Genomic DNA, 16453 nt, shown 5'->3' on the forward strand with positions numbered 1-16453 from the left:
GATTCCATTCACAACTAAATACAGAAATAGGGAACCCCCTAGCCTGTTCGCAAGGGGATTCCCTATCATCTCTTTCTATTTATTTATAAACCCTATTCAATGTTTAAATATGGTTATTCTTCGCCCCATGGTGGTGGTGCTAATAGCTCTGCATTGTAGCGCTCTGGAATAAGCACTTTCACCATCATGACACCTTTATCGCCAGTCTCTTCATCTTCCATTTCAAAAAATGTTTCATAACCACGTTTTTTATAGACATCTTCAAGCCATGCCATTTTGCGTGCAGATGTTCCAAGCACAACAGCCGGTGCTTTTACTGTATCTCTCAAAATGTTTTCTTCAACATAACGCATCATTTGGCTACCATAGCCTTGTCCACCCACATCTGGTTCTGTCGCTAACCACCAAATAAATGGATATTTTGAGACAGGTGTTTCAGACTCCCATGGAAAGCGAATTGACAATGTCGATACAATACGACCATCGACTTCTAAAACATAACAAGCATTATCTCGAATATTATCTGCAATCATTTCTGGCGTTGCATTGACAGACGGCCAGTTAATTCCCACTTCACGCAATGGGGTAAAAGAACGATACATCAATTGATGTAGTGCTTCTGTATCTTCAAGCGTTGCCAGTCGAAATTGTTGTGTCATCGTGACACATCCTTTCTATACTTTTTTCGCTATTTTATCAGAATATCGTGCATAATCTGTAACAGTTGGCTCAATATTTAAAAATACCCCTATTTATTTAATTGTGAATACAGTAAAATATAATTGTTAAGAAAATCACATAAATGGAGGAGTTTAAAGTGTCTATTGAAAAACCAAACAAATCGGTCCAAGACACCTACGCATCGCGCTCTATTGTTGAAGGTATTATTCACAGCGTTGCAATGAAAGAAATCATGTTGGATCGTACAATGCCGCGCTACATTTTAAAATCGATGATGTCTGGATTCTTACTCGCAATTGTTACTATTTTTATGTTAACCATGAAAACACAAATGGCCGGCGCCTTACCAGGTGTTGTCAATCTTATGGGTGCAATGGCATTTAGTATTGCCTTAGTATTCATCGTATTGACACACTAAGAGTTATTAACAAGTAATTTCATGTTCCTAACAATCGGAATGTATTACCGCACAATCTCAATCGCAAAATCAATGTGGTTGTTTGCAGTTTGTTTCCTAGGAAATATTTTAGGTGCTTTCGTATTGTTCGGTCTATTGATTTTTACACAAGTTATGACACCAGAAATGATTGAAGCACTCACAAAAACAGTTGCTGCTAAAACAGTCGAGCCGACTTGGCACGCTATTTTAGTAAAAGCGATTTTTGCTAACTTCTTTATCAACATTGGTATTTACGTATCACTTATGTTCAAAGAAGGCTTAACAAAAACACTCTTCATTGCAATTGGCGTAATTATTTTCGTATTTATGGGTTATGAACACGTTGTTTACAATGCTGGCTTATTTGTCGGTATGTTGTTCTATAATTTAGATGCATTAAGCTGGATTGGTGTTCTGAAAAATATTGTTTTCGCCTTTATTGGTAACTATATCGGTGGTGGCTTAATGATCGGATTACTATATGCTTACTTAAATGGTACGCCTAAACAACAATAATCTTGATATACGCAAAAAAGCGATTTGAGCATTTAATAATGTCCAAATCGCTTTTTCTATTTATTGTGCAGCTTTTTTGCGTCGTGTCATGACTTTTAAGCCATATGCAAAAATGCCGTATCCTAATCCTGTTTGTACCGTCCACTTCAGTAATCCATCCAACTTACAGACCTTGTTTAATAATACTGGTACTGCAGTACTTGCAACATATAATCCTAATACTTTAACATAACGTTTATTCATATAAACATCTCCTCATAATTGAATGATATGTAATACTATTTGTATGATCTGAACGGTGAAACGTTTACATACATCATCCTCATTGTACCACCGTCTGATATTGATGAGACCTATTCAATTCTGACAATTTATTGAATGATTAAAATAATTGCTATGTACTTTAACTTGTACGTCATACATTAACCTACCGTAAATAATAACTTATATAAATCGTCATTTAAAAATTGGACATCAACTATTAATTTTGAAATCCCTCTTTTTGAAAACTAATCATAAAGTTCTCAGAGCCTAAATCCACTCCGTCCTAACGCTTCATCATTTCACTAGTTCTTAGACTTTTCTCAAGTGATATAGCAGTTCATTTATGCAAAAAATTCTTTTGTTATAAAATATGTCTATTTTGTGAAAATCCCGAGAATATAATTATGTTTTCATTTAATGATTGTTACAATAAAACCACTTACAAATAGAAGGGACGATTTACTATGAGCACTTCACAAAAAAAGCAAGTCTCAGGTAATTTTAAACCAGCATGGTTCATTCTGGCGTTTGTTGCACTGATCGTCATATTACTCATTCCAACGCCTGCAAGCTTACCTATCATGGGTAAAGGCGCACTCGCAATTCTCGCGTTTGCCGTTATCTTATGGGTGACTGAAGCAGTCAGCTACCCAGTATCAGCTGCCATCATCATTGGACTCATTATCCTCTTACTTGGATTTAGTCCAGTCCAAAACTTAGCAGAGTCACTTGGCAATCCAAAAGCAAATGGTGATCCAATTACTGGTGATACAGCATTTGGTACAAGTAATGCCTTAAAACTCGCTTTCAGTGGTTTTTCATCTAGTGCTGTTGCCTTAGTTGCAGCTGCGTTATTTTTAGCAACAGCGATGCAAATTACAAACTTGCATAAACGCTTAGCACTTTGGGTATTATCACTTGTTGGCAATAAAACAAGAAGTATCGTTGTCGGTGCAATTGTCGTAGCGATTATTCTAGCATTCTTCGTACCGTCAGCAACAGCCCGTACTGGTGCTGTTGTACCCATTTTACTCGGTATGGTTGCAGCATTTGGCGCAAGTAAAAATAGTCGTTTAGCAGCTCTTCTCGTAATTACAGCCGTACAAGCTGTATCGATTTGGAACGTAGGTATTAAAACAGCGGCCGCTCAAAATATCGTAGCCGTTAACTTTATTAATAACCAACTCGGTCATGATGTTTCATGGGGTGAATGGTTCTTATACGCCGCACCATGGTCTATCATCATGTCAGTCGTTCTTTACTTTGTCGCTTTAAAAGTCATTCCAACTGAAAAAGATGAAATCGAAGGCGGAAGCAGCTTAGTGAAACAGCAACTGGCAGACCTCGGTCCTATCACACCAAAAGAATGGCGACTCATCATCATCTCTATCGCTTTACTTGTACTCTGGTCTACTGAAAAAGTATTACACCCGATTGATTCTTCATCAATCACATTACTCGCTTTAGCTATCATGTTGACACCAAAAATTGGTATCATGAGCTGGAAAGAAGCAGAGAGTAAGATTCCTTGGGGTACCATCATCGTCTTCGGTGTAGGTATCTCATTAGGGAACGTATTGCTACAAACAACAGCGGCACAATGGTTAAGTGATAAAACATTCGGCTTGATGGGATTAGAAAACATGCCACTCATCGCAACAATTGCGTTGATTTCATTGTTTAATATTCTCATTCACTTAGGATTTGCTAGCGCAACAAGTTTATCATCAGCATTAATCCCAGTGTTTATTTCACTTGCATCTACACTCAGCCTTGGCGATCACGCTATCGGCTTTGTATTGATTCAACAATTCGTGATTAGTTTTGGTTTCTTACTTCCAGTCAGCTCGCCACAAGGTATGTTGGCATACGGAACTGAAACCTTTACTGCAAAAGACTACTTAAAAATCGGTTTACCACTGACTGTTGTCGGATACATTCTCGTCATCATTTTCAGTATGACGTACTGGCAATGGCTTGGTCTTTTATAGAAATCGAAAAAATGCCTGAGAATGGGGGAAACATTCTCAGGCATTTTTCTTTTAACATCTCAGTTAGGAGGTGTTTTGGGTATAAGGTTTAGGGATTGTTTTATCTGCTTTCATTTGATCCATATGGGAATAGAATCTTTTTCTATTCTTCAGCACACTTGTCTGTTCTCCAAGTATTACTGATATTTGAGGTGACATCTACATGTCCTAACCTCTGTCTATATCATATCTTGTTTTGTACAATGCCACATCAGACAGGAGGTTGAACTTTAACTACGTCTTACGTCTGAGATGAAATTGAAGGGAATTACTAGCAGATAGCTGCTGGCTATGAAGAACCATCATCATATGTTTTTCAAATTGAATGGCAAAAGTCAATAAACCTTTGTCATTTTTCCAATAAACATACCATAACAAAAATAGGACAGCAACACGCCACTATGACGTGCTACTGTCCTATTTTTACTTTTTATTCTCTATGGTCATTGATATCAATAATTTTCGAACCATCATATTTATATTCTTTGTCTAAGATTTGCATATACTCATCAAATGTATATCCGTGGAAAATCCAGTTACGCATCTTCATGTAGACAGGTTTCACTTTGTTTTGATGCGTTTCTGTCACACGTTTACGAAGAATGCCATCGTTCACCATTGATAATAAAACATCTGCCACCATATCATAAGAGATGGCATGCTTCATCATTGTTAACAATTCGATATTCAATTGATCTGCCGTTGCGTTAAAGTTATTATCTTTTCTCACACTACGGTCTAACCAAGATAAGAAATCAATCATATCTTCATCCGGTAAGTTAAAGACATTTTTCTCGAAATATAACATGTCTTCAATTGTTTCCGGCATGTAGTAATGTGCGTCTTTTAAGAAGTGTGAAAACTCATCTTCTTCCAATTGTAGGCCTAAAGAAACAATCGCACCATTGACCAATCGATAGTTTACATTTTCTGGTGCAATGCGTTCACAACGCTTAACGAAACGTTGAATATCAATTAATGTATTCTCTTCATCTAAATATTTTTTAAATACATTTTGTAATTGCGTATATGAATATAAGCCATATAAATTCGTTGTCGCTTCAAACACACGATACTTCAGAATCAATGCTTGTAGTTCTTCATCTTCTTTTTCGATATATTCACCGACTTGTGTTGCAATCTCTGCAGGAATCTCCAACACTGATAACCCATTATCTTCTTCGTCCACGTTAAAGACGAGGTAGGAATCTGGGAATGTAATTGATGAAATAAACGGCAACATTTCCTTACTGTAGTGATGTGTTAATGCAAATGCAAAACGTTGATCACGACTCATCTTACTTACTTCTTCTTTAATATATGACTCTGTAGCAAGCTCTTGTATAAAATGAACCAGCATTTCATCTTTCTTCATGCTAGAGTAACCTTTGATGTCATGTGCTTTACACAATCTTTTAATATCTCCAAGCGTTAAGTCTGACATAAGCTCGACGATTGAATTTGGTTGCTCAGGTAAAACCCCTTGCTTCATCATCGCTTCTTCAAACTGCGCTCTCTCATCATCAGTTAAACCAGATAATAAATCTGACATCCCTTCAAAATCTCTTACCATTTTTTCTCACCCATTCATGATCATGATACTTTCATTGTACAGAGTTCATTTCCTTAACGAAAGCCTTTTTATCGAAATAAGTTATTTCCTATTATATTTGTTCAAATCCTATACACAAAAACATATATTGCATTAAAAAAATACTGACAACTCAGTCATTTGTCAAATAATTTCATGTAAATCATATTAATATTTATGTCCAAATTATATCCAAATAAAATCTAAATTATGACAACGATAAAACGCTTTCATATTTTATCGCGATTTATTTCACAAGTGTTGCTATACTTCTTTGTGAAATGATGAACAAAACCTAACTAGGAGGTATTCACATGATTAAAGAACCAAAGAAACAAAACAATGCATGGTCAGGCTTTAAAACAGGAGGTTGGACGCGTAACGTAGACGTGCGCGAATTCATCCAACTCAACTTCACAGGCTATCAAGGTGACGATAGTTTCTTAGAAGGTCCTACTGAAGCAACATCAAAGTTGTGGGATCAAGTGATGCAACTCTCTAAAGAAGAACGTGAGCGCGGTGGCATGTGGGATATGGATACAAAAGTTGTTTCAACAATCCTTTCTCATGATGCAGGTTACCTCAACCAAGAATTAGAACAAATTGTTGGTGTTCAAACAGATAAACCATTCAAACGCTCAATGCAACCATTCGGTGGTATTCGTATGGCAAAAGCAGCATGTGAAGCATATGGTTATGAATTAGACGAAGAAACTGAGCGTATCTTCACTGACTATCGTAAAACACATAACCAAGGTGTATTCGATGCCTACTCTAAAGAAATGTTAGCTTGTCGTAAAGCAGGTATTGTCACAGGTCTTCCGGATGCATATGGTCGTGGCCGTATTATCGGTGACTATCGTCGTGTTGCTTTATACGGCGTGGATTTCTTAATGGCAGAAAAACAACGTGACTTCAATGCCATTTCTTCTACAATGTCTGAAGATGTCATTCGTTTGCGTGAAGAAGTGTCTGAACAATACCGTTCATTGAAAGAATTAAAAGAACTTGGTGAACGCTATGGCTTTGACTTAAGTCGCCCGGCTGAGAACTTTAAAGAAGCAGTTCAATGGTTATACTTAGCTTATCTTGCAGCAATTAAAGAACAAAATGGTGCTGCAATGAGTCTTGGTCGTACGTCTACTTTCTTAGATATCTATGCTGAACGTGACCTACAAGCAGGTACGATTACAGAATCAGAAGTTCAAGAAATTATCGACCACTTTATCATGAAGTTACGCCTTGTGAAATTCGCTCGTACACCTGATTACAACGCATTATTCTCTGGCGACCCAACTTGGGTAACAGAATCTATCGGTGGTGTGGGTATCGATGGACGTCCAATGGTAACGAAAAACTCATTCCGTTTCTTACATTCATTAGACAACTTAGGTCCTGCACCAGAACCAAACTTAACGGTTTTATGGTCTACACGCTTACCAGAAAACTTCAAACGCTATTGTACGAAGATGAGTATCAAAACAAGCTCAATTCAATATGAAAATGACGACTTAATGCGTGAAAGTTATGGCGACGACTATGGTATTGCTTGCTGTGTATCTGCAATGAAGATTGGTAAACAAATGCAATTCTTCGGTGCACGTGCTAACTTAGCGAAAACATTATTATATGCGATTAACGGTGGTAAAGATGAAAAATCTGGCGACCAAATTGCACCAAAATTTGCACCAATCAACTCTGACATCTTAGATTACGATGAAGTATATGCACAATTTGATGAGATGATGGAATGGCTTGCAGGTGTTTATGTCAACTCATTAAATGTCATCCACTACATGCATGACAAGTACAGTTATGAACGTATTGAAATGGCATTACATGATACAGATGTTCACCGTACAATGGCAACAGGTATTGCCGGACTGTCTGTTGCAGCTGACTCATTATCTGCCATCAAATACGCAGAAGTACGTCCAGTCCGTGATGAAAATGGTCTAGTGGTAGACTTTGAAACAACAGGCGACTTCCCTAAATACGGTAACAACGATCCACGCGTAGACGACATCGCCGTTCAATTGGTTGAAAGCTTTATGAGAAAACTACGCAAACACAAAACTTACCGTGACTCTGAACATACAATGAGTGTCTTAATAATCACTTCTAACGTTGTGTACGGTAAGAAAACGGGTAACACACCAGACGGACGTAAAGCAGGCGAACCATTTGCACCAGGTGCGAACCCAATGCATGGTCGCGATGAAAATGGTGCCTTAGCATCACTATCATCTGTTGCAAAATTACCATATGATTGCTGTAAAGATGGTATCTCAAATACATTCAGTATCGTACCAAAATCATTAGGTAAAGAAGAACATACACAAGAACAAAACTTAGTAAGTATTTTAGATGGATACGCAATGCAACACGGTCACCATCTAAACATCAACGTATTCAATCGTGAAACATTATTAGATGCGATGGAACACCCTGAAGAATATCCACAATTAACAGTTCGTGTATCAGGTTATGCTGTAAACTTCATCAAGTTGACACGCGAACAACAACTGGATGTCATCTCACGCACATTCCACGAATCAATGTAGCAACGAGGTTGTGAGAGAAGCGCTTAGAACTTGAGCAGAACAAAAGTCATTTTCAAAATTGCTTTTTGATTTTGCAAAATGACTGAGTTCTGTCGAGAATTCTGCTTCTCGAACACTGACATCACGAGGTTGTGAAAGGAGCGCTTTGGGTTTGAGCAGAATCAGAGCAATGAGGTAAAATCGCTTTTTGATTTTATCGAATTGCGTGTAGTAGTTGATTGACATGTGCCTGCGTCTTTTAAGACTTGTCACATATCTAATCACCTTTACAGGGGCACTACGACGAAAACTTTATATTTTTCTGTAGTGCTCCCTATTCTGTCGAAAACCCTGCTCCTTGAACACTGACATCACGAGGTTGTGAAAGGCATAGATAAGATTAAATAGACCCCATTTAACTTATGATTGCCAATCACTATTTAAACACTAAATAATGAAAGGGAATAGAGGGATATACGATGTTAAAAGGACACATTCATTCAATAGAGAGTTTAGGTACTGTAGACGGCCCTGGTCTACGCTATATCATCTTTACACAAGGTTGCTTGTTGCGTTGCTTATACTGCCATAACCCTGATACATGGAAAGTAAATGAACCGTCAAGAACCGCAACATCTGATGAACTTGTAGCTGATATTACACCGTATCTCCCTTATTTCCAAGCATCTGGAGGCGGTGTGACCGTAAGTGGTGGAGAACCGCTTCTCCAAATGCCATTTATTGAAGAACTTTTTGAGAAATTACAAGCACACGGCATTCACACATGCATTGATACATCACTAGGCTGTGCGAATGACTCCGAAGCTTTTCGCAAACATTTCGACCAACTACTCCCTCATACTGATTTATTAATGGTCGATATTAAGCATATTGATAATGAAAAGCATAAACGCTTAACAGGAAAACCAAACACCCATATATTAAAATATATTCAATACTTAGCTGATAAAAAACAACCTATCTGGATACGCCACGTTCTTGTACCAGGTCTCACTGACGCCCCAGAAGACCTCCGTGCACTCGGTGAATTTATTAATCAGTTAGGCAATGTTGAAAAATTTGAACTCCTTCCATATCATCAGCTAGGTGTTCACAAATGGGAAGCACTAGGTATCCCATACGAACTTGAAAACGTCTCCCCTCCAACAGATGAAGACGTAGAAAAAGCATATCAATTGGTTAACTTTAACGGTGTAACCCCCTTAACACCAGTCGGATAACCATTAAAAAACATACTCCTACCTATATAAGAATATCGTAAAAAAGCGACACGCATTCCCCTGTGCGTGTCGCTTTCATTTTTCTATTATCCTTCTTCATTTGCGGTAAAGCGATAAATATCTGGTTTATATAATTTCAATACTTTACAGAACAATGTATTAACGATAAATCCAACAATAAATGGGACACCGATAAATACAAATCCTACCAATAATACATTTATCAACGGATCTTGTGTTAAAAATTCTAATGCCTTAATCGGACCCACTAATCCAACGATACCAAAACCTGCTGATTCTTTTGTCCCTTCAATCCCAACAATTGAACCAACGATACCTGTAATTCCTGCCGTCACACCAATTGGTGATAAAAGGATAGGATAACGAATAATATTCGGCATCATCATCTTCATACCACCTAATATAATCGCCACAGGTACACCGAGTTTATTAACACGGAGAGTCCCAATAAATAATACGACCGCTGCAGCTGCAACACCAATCGCTGCGGCGCCTGCTGCAAGACCTGAAATTCCAATCGCCAAGCCAACTGCAATTGTTGAGACAGGAGATACGATAATAAATGAGAACAAGATGGCAATTAACATACACATCAAGAGTGGTTGTAATGTTGTCAGTGTATTAACAACATCGCCAATCGCGAGCGTGATTTTGCTGACATACGGCAATGTTAGGAGACCAATGAATCCTGGAATCCCACCTACTAATATAGGTAATAGAATAATCGTTAGGCTGCCTAAACGTCCACTCAACCAAAGGACCATTAGCACTGCGATTGAAGCTGTTAACATCGTATTGATCAGGTCACCGATACCGACAATTTGCCAACCTGCTTCTGTCGCTTGAGCGGCCCCTGACCCAACATATGCTGCGGCGCCAACAACAGCTGTTTCCATTGGATTTAACTTAAATTGAAATGCAATCAGTACCCCTACCATTAAAGGTAATGCAAATTGAATACCTAAAACGACATGATGTAATGTTTCAAATACAGGAATAGATTGTCCTAGATATTGAAACAATCCTCCTAATACAGCGTTTGGAATCAATCCAACAACAATGGCAACTGCTAAACCATTTAATACGTTAAAAGTAAATTTTTTAAATGTCATTTTCTCACTTTGAGCTTTTTCCATATACTTTCCTCCTACTATTTTGTACATCTCTTTTTTTGCTATTATACGCTAAACGCATTTATTTTTTTAGAAGATTTTGACAAAAATAACTAAAAAGTGGAATTATTTTTAATCCCGACTTTAACGATAAGATATTATGTGGTATTTTTATTTTCAGGGAGGGGAACCACATGTTAGAAGTTAAAAATTTACATCAAAAATATCATGAAAAAACGGTTCTTCATGATGTATCATTTTCACAACCACAAGGTACAGTTACTGCCATCATCGGGCCAAGTGGTTCAGGTAAAACAACACTTTTACGTACGTTGAATGCACTTGTTCAACCTGAAAAAGGACAGATTTCAATCGGTGATGCTACAGTAGACTTTGAACATAAATCAAAACAAGATATTAAACACCTTCGCAATCAATCCGCGATGGTCTTTCAAAATTACAATCTCTTCAGTAATAAAACAGCATTAGAAAATATTACTGAAGGCTTAATATATGGTCAAAAATATTCCAAAGCAGATGCGAGAAGATCGCTTATGATTTGCTTGATGAAGTCAACTTACGTCAGCATGCACACCATTATCCGATTCAACTTTCTGGTGGGCAAAGTCAGCGTATTGGTATTGTACGTGCACTCGCACTTAATCCAAAGCTACTTTTATTAGATGAACCTACCTCAGCACTTGACCCGGAATCAGTCAGTGGCATTCTTGCACTTATCCAAAAGATTGCACAACAAGGGATGACAATGACACTTGTTACACATGAGATTCAATTTGCTGAAGCTGTAGCCGATCAAATCATCTTTATTGATGAAGGGAAAATCATTGCACAAGGCTCACCTGAACAAGTTTTGCATGATCGTGAACACCCACGTCTCAAACAATTCTTAGACCGTGTTGATACGAAGCAGGTGATTGTATGATTAAACGCCTGTTTCAGCTTTTTTTAGTTGTGGGACTCGCCACACTGCTTGCAAGCTGTCAATCAGAAACCTCTTCTCAATCTAAAGAGAAGAAAGTGGTAAAAGTAGCGGTCTCGGCTGAAGTCAATCCACCTTATTTATATACAGATAAAAATAACAACTTTATTGGATTAGATATGGATTACATGAAACTACTAGAAAAGAAACTGCCACAATATGACTTTCAATATGAGGTAGGTGAAGAAGAAGCAAATTTAGTTGGACTAGGAGCAGGTAAGTTCGATATGGCCATTAATTGGTTCTTTAAAACACCTGAGCGTGAAGAAAAGTTCCTCTATCAAAATGAACCGTATAGCTACTCACTCACTATGCTGACAGTACATAAAGATAATGACACGATTCATAGTTTAGATGATATGACAAACCACCGCCTCACACCAATGGCACCAAGTGGCGGTCTGTATTCTATTCTATCTCGCTACAACGAATCACATGATGCACAAATTGATATCGATACGATCCATTCGCCTTCTAATGGGGATAACTTAAAAATGGTATCACAAGGTCGCCGTGACGCAATGTTTATCAACTGGAATACGTATACAGCGATTCAAAAAGAATTAAATCAAGATGTTAAAATCGGTGGCATCGTTACCAAAGAACCATTACACATTGTTTATAACAAAGAAAACAAACAATTACACGATGATATCGATCGTGCCACAAAAGAATTGAAAGAGGAAGGCAAGTTAAAAGAACTTTCACACCGTTACTTTGATATCGATGTATACCAAGACTTAGAAACGATCAACCAACATGTTGACGCATTGGAGGTGCAGCAACATGAATATTAATTGGCCAAGTTTGTTCCAACAAGTACTACAACAATTACCTATCACACTCGTCATGATTGTCACTGCACTCTTTTTCGCACTGATTCTTGGGTTGATTCTTGCCGTGATACGCATTCGACGTACGCCAATTCTGAATCCAATCGTACGTGTTTTCTTGTCATTCAGCCGTAGTACGCCACTTGTGTTGCAACTTTTCCTAGTGTACTTTGCATTGCCACAAGTGCTACTTTTTATTGGTATTGATATCAACCAATGGAGCCGAATCTTTTTTGCGATTTTAGCATTTACGTTGCATTCGGGTGCTTATTTGTCAGAAGTCATTCGTGCAGGATATCAATCCGTTCCATATGCACAAGTAGAAGCTGGTTTAACTGTAGGTCTTTCCTACCCACAAATTATTCGACGTATTATCGTACCACAAGCTTTACGCAATAGTTTACCGAACTTAACGACACAAATTATCGAACTCATCAAAGATACTTCTCTTGCTTTTACAATTGGTATTATCGATATGATGGGACAAGTTCAACTGATTATCGGCAATAACTATGGGCTGGGCATGTTAGAAGTCTATATTGTCATCTCAATTATTTATTGGGCTCTTGCATTAATTGTTCAAGGTGTATTGTCATTTGTTTCACATCGTTCAAGTCGCCCATACCAAGTATAAGGAGGAAATAAACATGTCATTTATGATAGAAGCATTTACAGAAGTCTTAAAAGGCGTTCCTTATACTATTGCGGTCGCAGTCGTTGCGATGATTGCCGGCTTGTTGATTGGAAGCCTTTTTGCATTGATACAATTTCAACGTGTACCTGTACTGTCACAGATCATCGTTGTATATAATTCATTCATGCGCAGTACACCACTGATTGTACAATTATTTATTTTTTATTATGGCTTACCTGCACTGATACTTGGACTTAACGCACGCTTTAACTGGCAGCTCAACCCGGATATGTTTCATCCGCTTATGATTGCGCTCATCGCCTTTTCATTACATGCAGTAGCTTATTTGTCAGAAAGTATTAAAGGGGGCTTATTAGCCGTATCTCAAGACCAGTATGAAGCTGCACAAACAATCGGACTAAGCAAGTGGCATCTCTATACACGCATTGTCTTACCACAAGCTTATGGCTATGCGCTTCCAAATATCGAAAACCAATTTATCGCACTGATTAAGGGGACTTCTCTCGCATTCGCCATCCAAATTCCAGAAATTATGGGTGTGAGTGCTGTGATTGCCAATGAAGGTTATCGCTTTGTTGAGGTGTATACGATTGCTGTCATTTTCTATTGGGCATTAGCCATTGTATTAGAATATCTTTTCCACCGAATCGAAGGACGTACCACACGTTACCTACGCGCATAATTCCTATTTAATAAATATAGACCAAGATGTGAAAGCCATCGTTATTTTCACATCCTGGTCATCTTTTTTAGATATATTCTCATTTAGATTATTTCTTTTCTCCCTATGTCATGCTTGTAAACCTTTGAAATATAAAGGCTCTTGTTTAGGGCAATTCTCCTTACTTTCGCAATTATTTTTTGAGAATGATAATCAATTAGTCATTTTCCCGTCACAAACTTAGCCTTTTCCCTAATGTTCATTTTATCACAATAGGCGTATACTAGAGTTATCACTCATATAGGGAAAGGATGTTCCAAAATGATACAATCAACAGAAAAAGTAGCAGATGTAGTTACAAAATATCCAAAAACGGCTGATGTTTTCCGTAAGTATGGCATCGACTTTTGTTGTGGTGGTCAAATCTCAATCGATGAAGCAGCTGCAAATAGCAAACGCGCTGAAGTAGATACATTATTACCAGAATTAGAAGAAGCAAGCAAAATCCAAGCAGAAGGTATCAACCCAAGTTACTTAGATGTACCTTCACTTATTCAATATATCGAAGCACGTTATCACGAAACATTACGTGAGGAGTTAAAACAATTAACACCTTACGTGACAAAATTAGCACGTGTTCACGGTCCAAGCCATCCATACTTATTGGAATTAAAAGACCTTTACGACACATACAAATCAGGTATGTTAACACACACTGATGAAGAAGATAAAGAAACATTCCCTAAATTAATCAAAGCACACAATGGTGAAGAAGTACCTGACCTTGAAGAAGCAGTACAATCACTTGTTGACGATCACACTGGTACAGGTGCATTACTTGAAAAAATGCGCGAACTGACAAATGGTTACCAACCACCAGCAGAAGCATGTGGTACATGGCGTCTTGTTTACAACCGTTTAGAAGCATTAGAATCAGAAACACACGCGCATGTTCACCTTGAAAACCACGTACTTTTCCCAAAAGTAAGTGCATAATTGCGATATAAAATAAGACTGGCGTTTGCCAGTCTTATTTTTGTGCTTTCTTATTTAACTTGCACCACTTGATGAGGCACTTTCTCGCATAACTTCAAAATATTCAAATGCCACTTGGAAAAGTAACATCATCAATAATGATGGGTACTGATCCGTATTGATTGTCACATGATGCTCTGTTCTAATTTTAAAGTAACTTGATTTAGACTTTAATAATTCTGATTCACGTTCATCTTTTATGACGATACCATGTGATAACAATCCTGTTTGTATCTTAAATTCATTCCCGTGTATATCCGTATAATGCATCTTCGGTTTCAACCAACTAAAACGTACTTTGAGCGTGCCGATTGTTTTTCCATTATGGGACACTTGCCACTCTGGAAAAAATAATGTGCGCAACGATTTCTCACGATGTACTGTATATAAATCATTTCCGTCTGTAATCTCATACTCTTGTTTCATTGAACTTAACCAAGCCGACATCTTACTTTTCTTCTTTTTGTGCAAAATGCGTAACGACATTACTTGTGTATCTTGTTCATTATAGACAGGTATTTCTTTTGTCGAACCATCCCAAAAATTTTCTTTATAATGATAGGTTGTCATAGCACTTTCCCCCTTATTAAGTATGTGCAATTTGATAAAAACGTGCCATATTCTCCGCCCAACGCTGTAATGAAGCTGGACCTTCTGCTAACGCCACTTCTAATGTATTAGGTCCTGATGATAAACTATATACCGCATCAATACCTTGTTCAAACACCGCTTCATAACCTGTTCCAATACTACCCGCTACAGCGATCACTGGCTTATGATACTTTTTAGCAGCTTGGGCCACACCGACGGGCGTTTTTCCAAAAGCTGTTTGTCCATCAATACGACCTTCTCCTGTAATCACCAAGTCCGCATTCAATGCATGATGTTTGAAGTTCGTCACACCCAAAACAATATCCACACCACTACGCAATGTAACAGGTAAGCACGCCAGTAATCCTGCGCCTAATCCCCCTGCAGCACCGGCTCCCGGAATGTTTGCAACATCTTTTTGTAAATCTCGCTGTATCACTTGATGATATTGCGTAAGTGCCTGCTCAAGAATTGGAAATGTTTCTTCTGTGACACCTTTCTGCGCACCATAGACGGCCGTAGCACCTGTCTCTCCAAGTAGTGGATTTGTTACATCACATGCTACTTCAATCGTCACATCTGACAATCTTGAATCCATCTCTGTTAAGTCAATATGTGCTAAATTTTGTAACGCTGCACCACCACGTTCTATAGGTGCACCATGATTATCTAAAAGTTGTACACCTAGCGCTTGTAATAAACCTGCACCACCATCATTCGTTGCACTACCTCCAATGCCTAAAATAATACGTGATACGCCTTGATCTAGAGCATCTCTTATCATCTCACCTGTCCCATATGTGGTTGCTTTTAGTGGGTCCAATGTATCTGGTGTTAACAAGTCTAAACCAGATGCCGCAGCCATTTCAATCACAGCTGTTGTCCCTCCAAATGCAAGGCTGTATACAGCACGAACTGTCTGACCCAATGGTCCCGTCACGTCTGCTGTTTTCCATACACCATTCAGCGCGTCATGCAATGATTGTGTTGATCCTTCTCCTCCGTCTGCCATAGGGACTTTATCATAAGACCATATATCTCCCATTACTGAACGGCAACCTGTTTCAATGGCTTGCGCTGCCTCCATCGCTGTCATACACCCTTTAAATGAATCGGGCGCAATTACTAATCGTTTCATGTTGTCACACCTCATTTATTTATCTTTTAGTACTATTATATCGCTAAAATTGCTACATCATTTATCTGATAAACGACAAAAAAACGACTTATCAACAGTTTT

General features: G+C 38.2%; 13 protein-coding genes and 2 pseudogenes. 9 read left to right on the forward strand and 6 right to left on the reverse strand.

Annotated elements, in window-relative coordinates:
* Positions 1-113: 113 nt before the first annotated feature.
* Entirely contained in the window at positions 114-659 is a 546-nt protein-coding gene (locus tag MUA88_RS09860; protein ID WP_262603979.1) for a GNAT family N-acetyltransferase, read from the reverse strand.
* A 158-nt stretch (positions 660-817) separates the two neighbouring features.
* Here MUA88_RS09860 and MUA88_RS09865 point away from each other — a divergent pair.
* A pseudogene (locus MUA88_RS09865) lies at positions 818-1636 on the forward strand (formate/nitrite transporter family protein).
* Between the two features lie 60 nt (positions 1637-1696).
* On the opposite strand, the gene MUA88_RS09870 reads toward MUA88_RS09865, so the two are convergent.
* Positions 1697-1879: a hypothetical protein gene (locus MUA88_RS09870; RefSeq protein ID WP_262603980.1), complete on the reverse strand. Its 183-nt coding sequence runs from the start codon at positions 1877-1879 to the stop codon at positions 1697-1699.
* A gap of 485 nt (positions 1880-2364) precedes the next feature.
* Here MUA88_RS09870 and MUA88_RS09875 point away from each other — a divergent pair, with 485 nt between their 5' ends.
* Positions 2365-3891: an SLC13 family permease gene (locus MUA88_RS09875; RefSeq protein ID WP_262605494.1), complete on the forward strand. Its 1527-nt coding sequence runs from the start codon at positions 2365-2367 to the stop codon at positions 3889-3891.
* Positions 3892-4360: 469 nt separating this feature from the next.
* Here MUA88_RS09875 and MUA88_RS09880 read toward each other — a convergent pair whose 3' ends face one another.
* The gene (locus tag MUA88_RS09880) at positions 4361-5503 is read right to left on the reverse strand and encodes a hypothetical protein (RefSeq protein WP_262605495.1); all 1143 of its coding nucleotides are present in this window, start codon (positions 5501-5503) and stop codon (positions 4361-4363) included.
* A gap of 332 nt (positions 5504-5835) precedes the next feature.
* Here MUA88_RS09880 and pflB point away from each other — a divergent pair, with 332 nt between their 5' ends.
* Positions 5836-8085: a formate C-acetyltransferase gene (gene pflB, locus MUA88_RS09885; protein ID WP_262605496.1), complete on the forward strand. Its 2250-nt coding sequence runs from the start codon at positions 5836-5838 to the stop codon at positions 8083-8085.
* A 458-nt stretch (positions 8086-8543) separates the two neighbouring features.
* On the forward strand, positions 8544-9305 hold the full coding sequence (gene pflA / locus MUA88_RS09890) for a pyruvate formate-lyase-activating protein (protein WP_262605497.1): 762 nt from the start codon (positions 8544-8546) through the stop codon (positions 9303-9305).
* 86 nt (positions 9306-9391) lie between these two features.
* Here the strand turns inward: pflA and MUA88_RS09895 are convergent, their stop codons facing one another.
* Positions 9392-10462 carry a PTS sugar transporter subunit IIC gene (locus MUA88_RS09895; protein WP_262605498.1) on the reverse strand — a complete coding sequence of 357 codons (1071 nt, stop codon included), beginning with the start codon at positions 10460-10462 and terminating at the stop codon, positions 9392-9394.
* Between the two features lie 170 nt (positions 10463-10632).
* On the opposite strand from MUA88_RS09895, the pseudogene MUA88_RS09900 reads away from it, so the two are divergent.
* The 5 genes and pseudogenes from MUA88_RS09900 (at position 10633) to scdA (ending at position 14583) form a co-directional block, all read left to right on the forward strand.
* Positions 10633-11381: pseudogene (locus MUA88_RS09900) on the forward strand (amino acid ABC transporter ATP-binding protein).
* Entirely contained in the window at positions 11378-12235 is an 858-nt protein-coding gene (locus tag MUA88_RS09905; RefSeq protein WP_262603986.1) for an amino acid ABC transporter substrate-binding protein, read from the forward strand. The pseudogene MUA88_RS09900 and the gene MUA88_RS09905 overlap by 4 nt, the downstream one beginning before the upstream one ends.
* Positions 12225-12905, forward strand: coding sequence for an amino acid ABC transporter permease (locus MUA88_RS09910; protein ID WP_262603987.1), 681 nt, complete (start codon positions 12225-12227; stop codon positions 12903-12905). The genes MUA88_RS09905 and MUA88_RS09910 overlap by 11 nt, the downstream gene beginning before the upstream one ends.
* A 13-nt stretch (positions 12906-12918) precedes the next feature.
* Positions 12919-13608, forward strand: coding sequence for an amino acid ABC transporter permease (locus tag MUA88_RS09915; RefSeq protein ID WP_262603988.1), 690 nt, complete (start codon positions 12919-12921; stop codon positions 13606-13608).
* Positions 13609-13908: 300 nt separating this feature from the next.
* Entirely contained in the window at positions 13909-14583 is a 675-nt protein-coding gene (gene scdA, locus MUA88_RS09920; RefSeq protein WP_262603989.1) for an iron-sulfur cluster repair di-iron protein ScdA, read from the forward strand.
* 54 nt (positions 14584-14637) lie between these two features.
* Here the strand turns inward: scdA and MUA88_RS09925 are convergent, their stop codons facing one another.
* Positions 14638-15192 (reverse strand): LURP-one-related family protein, encoded by a 555-nt coding sequence (locus MUA88_RS09925; RefSeq protein WP_262603990.1) that lies wholly within the window; start codon positions 15190-15192, stop codon positions 14638-14640.
* Between the two features lie 16 nt (positions 15193-15208).
* A complete protein-coding gene (locus tag MUA88_RS09930; protein ID WP_262605499.1) occupies positions 15209-16351 on the reverse strand; it encodes a glycerate kinase family protein in 1143 nt (380 codons plus the stop codon).
* Positions 16352-16453: the final 102 nt, after the last annotated feature.

Origin of the sequence: Staphylococcus sp. IVB6240 (genome assembly GCF_025558425.1) — a bacterium.
Lineage (GTDB): Bacteria > Bacillota > Bacilli > Staphylococcales > Staphylococcaceae > Staphylococcus.

Coding starts and splice junctions, on each gene's coding strand:
- MUA88_RS09860 (WP_262603979.1), bottom strand. CDS start 659: ATGACACAACAATTTCGACTGGCAACGCTTGAAGATACAGAAGCACTA.
- MUA88_RS09870 (WP_262603980.1), bottom strand. CDS start 1,879: ATGAATAAACGTTATGTTAAAGTATTAGGATTATATGTTGCAAGTACT.
- MUA88_RS09875 (WP_262605494.1), top strand. CDS start 2,365: ATGAGCACTTCACAAAAAAAGCAAGTCTCAGGTAATTTTAAACCAGCA.
- MUA88_RS09880 (WP_262605495.1), bottom strand. CDS start 5,503: ATGGTAAGAGATTTTGAAGGGATGTCAGATTTATTATCTGGTTTAACT.
- pflB (WP_262605496.1), top strand. CDS start 5,836: ATGATTAAAGAACCAAAGAAACAAAACAATGCATGGTCAGGCTTTAAA.
- pflA (WP_262605497.1), top strand. CDS start 8,544: ATGTTAAAAGGACACATTCATTCAATAGAGAGTTTAGGTACTGTAGAC.
- MUA88_RS09895 (WP_262605498.1), bottom strand. CDS start 10,462: ATGGAAAAAGCTCAAAGTGAGAAAATGACATTTAAAAAATTTACTTTT.
- MUA88_RS09905 (WP_262603986.1), top strand. CDS start 11,378: ATGATTAAACGCCTGTTTCAGCTTTTTTTAGTTGTGGGACTCGCCACA.
- MUA88_RS09910 (WP_262603987.1), top strand. CDS start 12,225: ATGAATATTAATTGGCCAAGTTTGTTCCAACAAGTACTACAACAATTA.
- MUA88_RS09915 (WP_262603988.1), top strand. CDS start 12,919: ATGTCATTTATGATAGAAGCATTTACAGAAGTCTTAAAAGGCGTTCCT.
- scdA (WP_262603989.1), top strand. CDS start 13,909: ATGATACAATCAACAGAAAAAGTAGCAGATGTAGTTACAAAATATCCA.
- MUA88_RS09925 (WP_262603990.1), bottom strand. CDS start 15,192: ATGACAACCTATCATTATAAAGAAAATTTTTGGGATGGTTCGACAAAA.
- MUA88_RS09930 (WP_262605499.1), bottom strand. CDS start 16,351: ATGAAACGATTAGTAATTGCGCCCGATTCATTTAAAGGGTGTATGACA.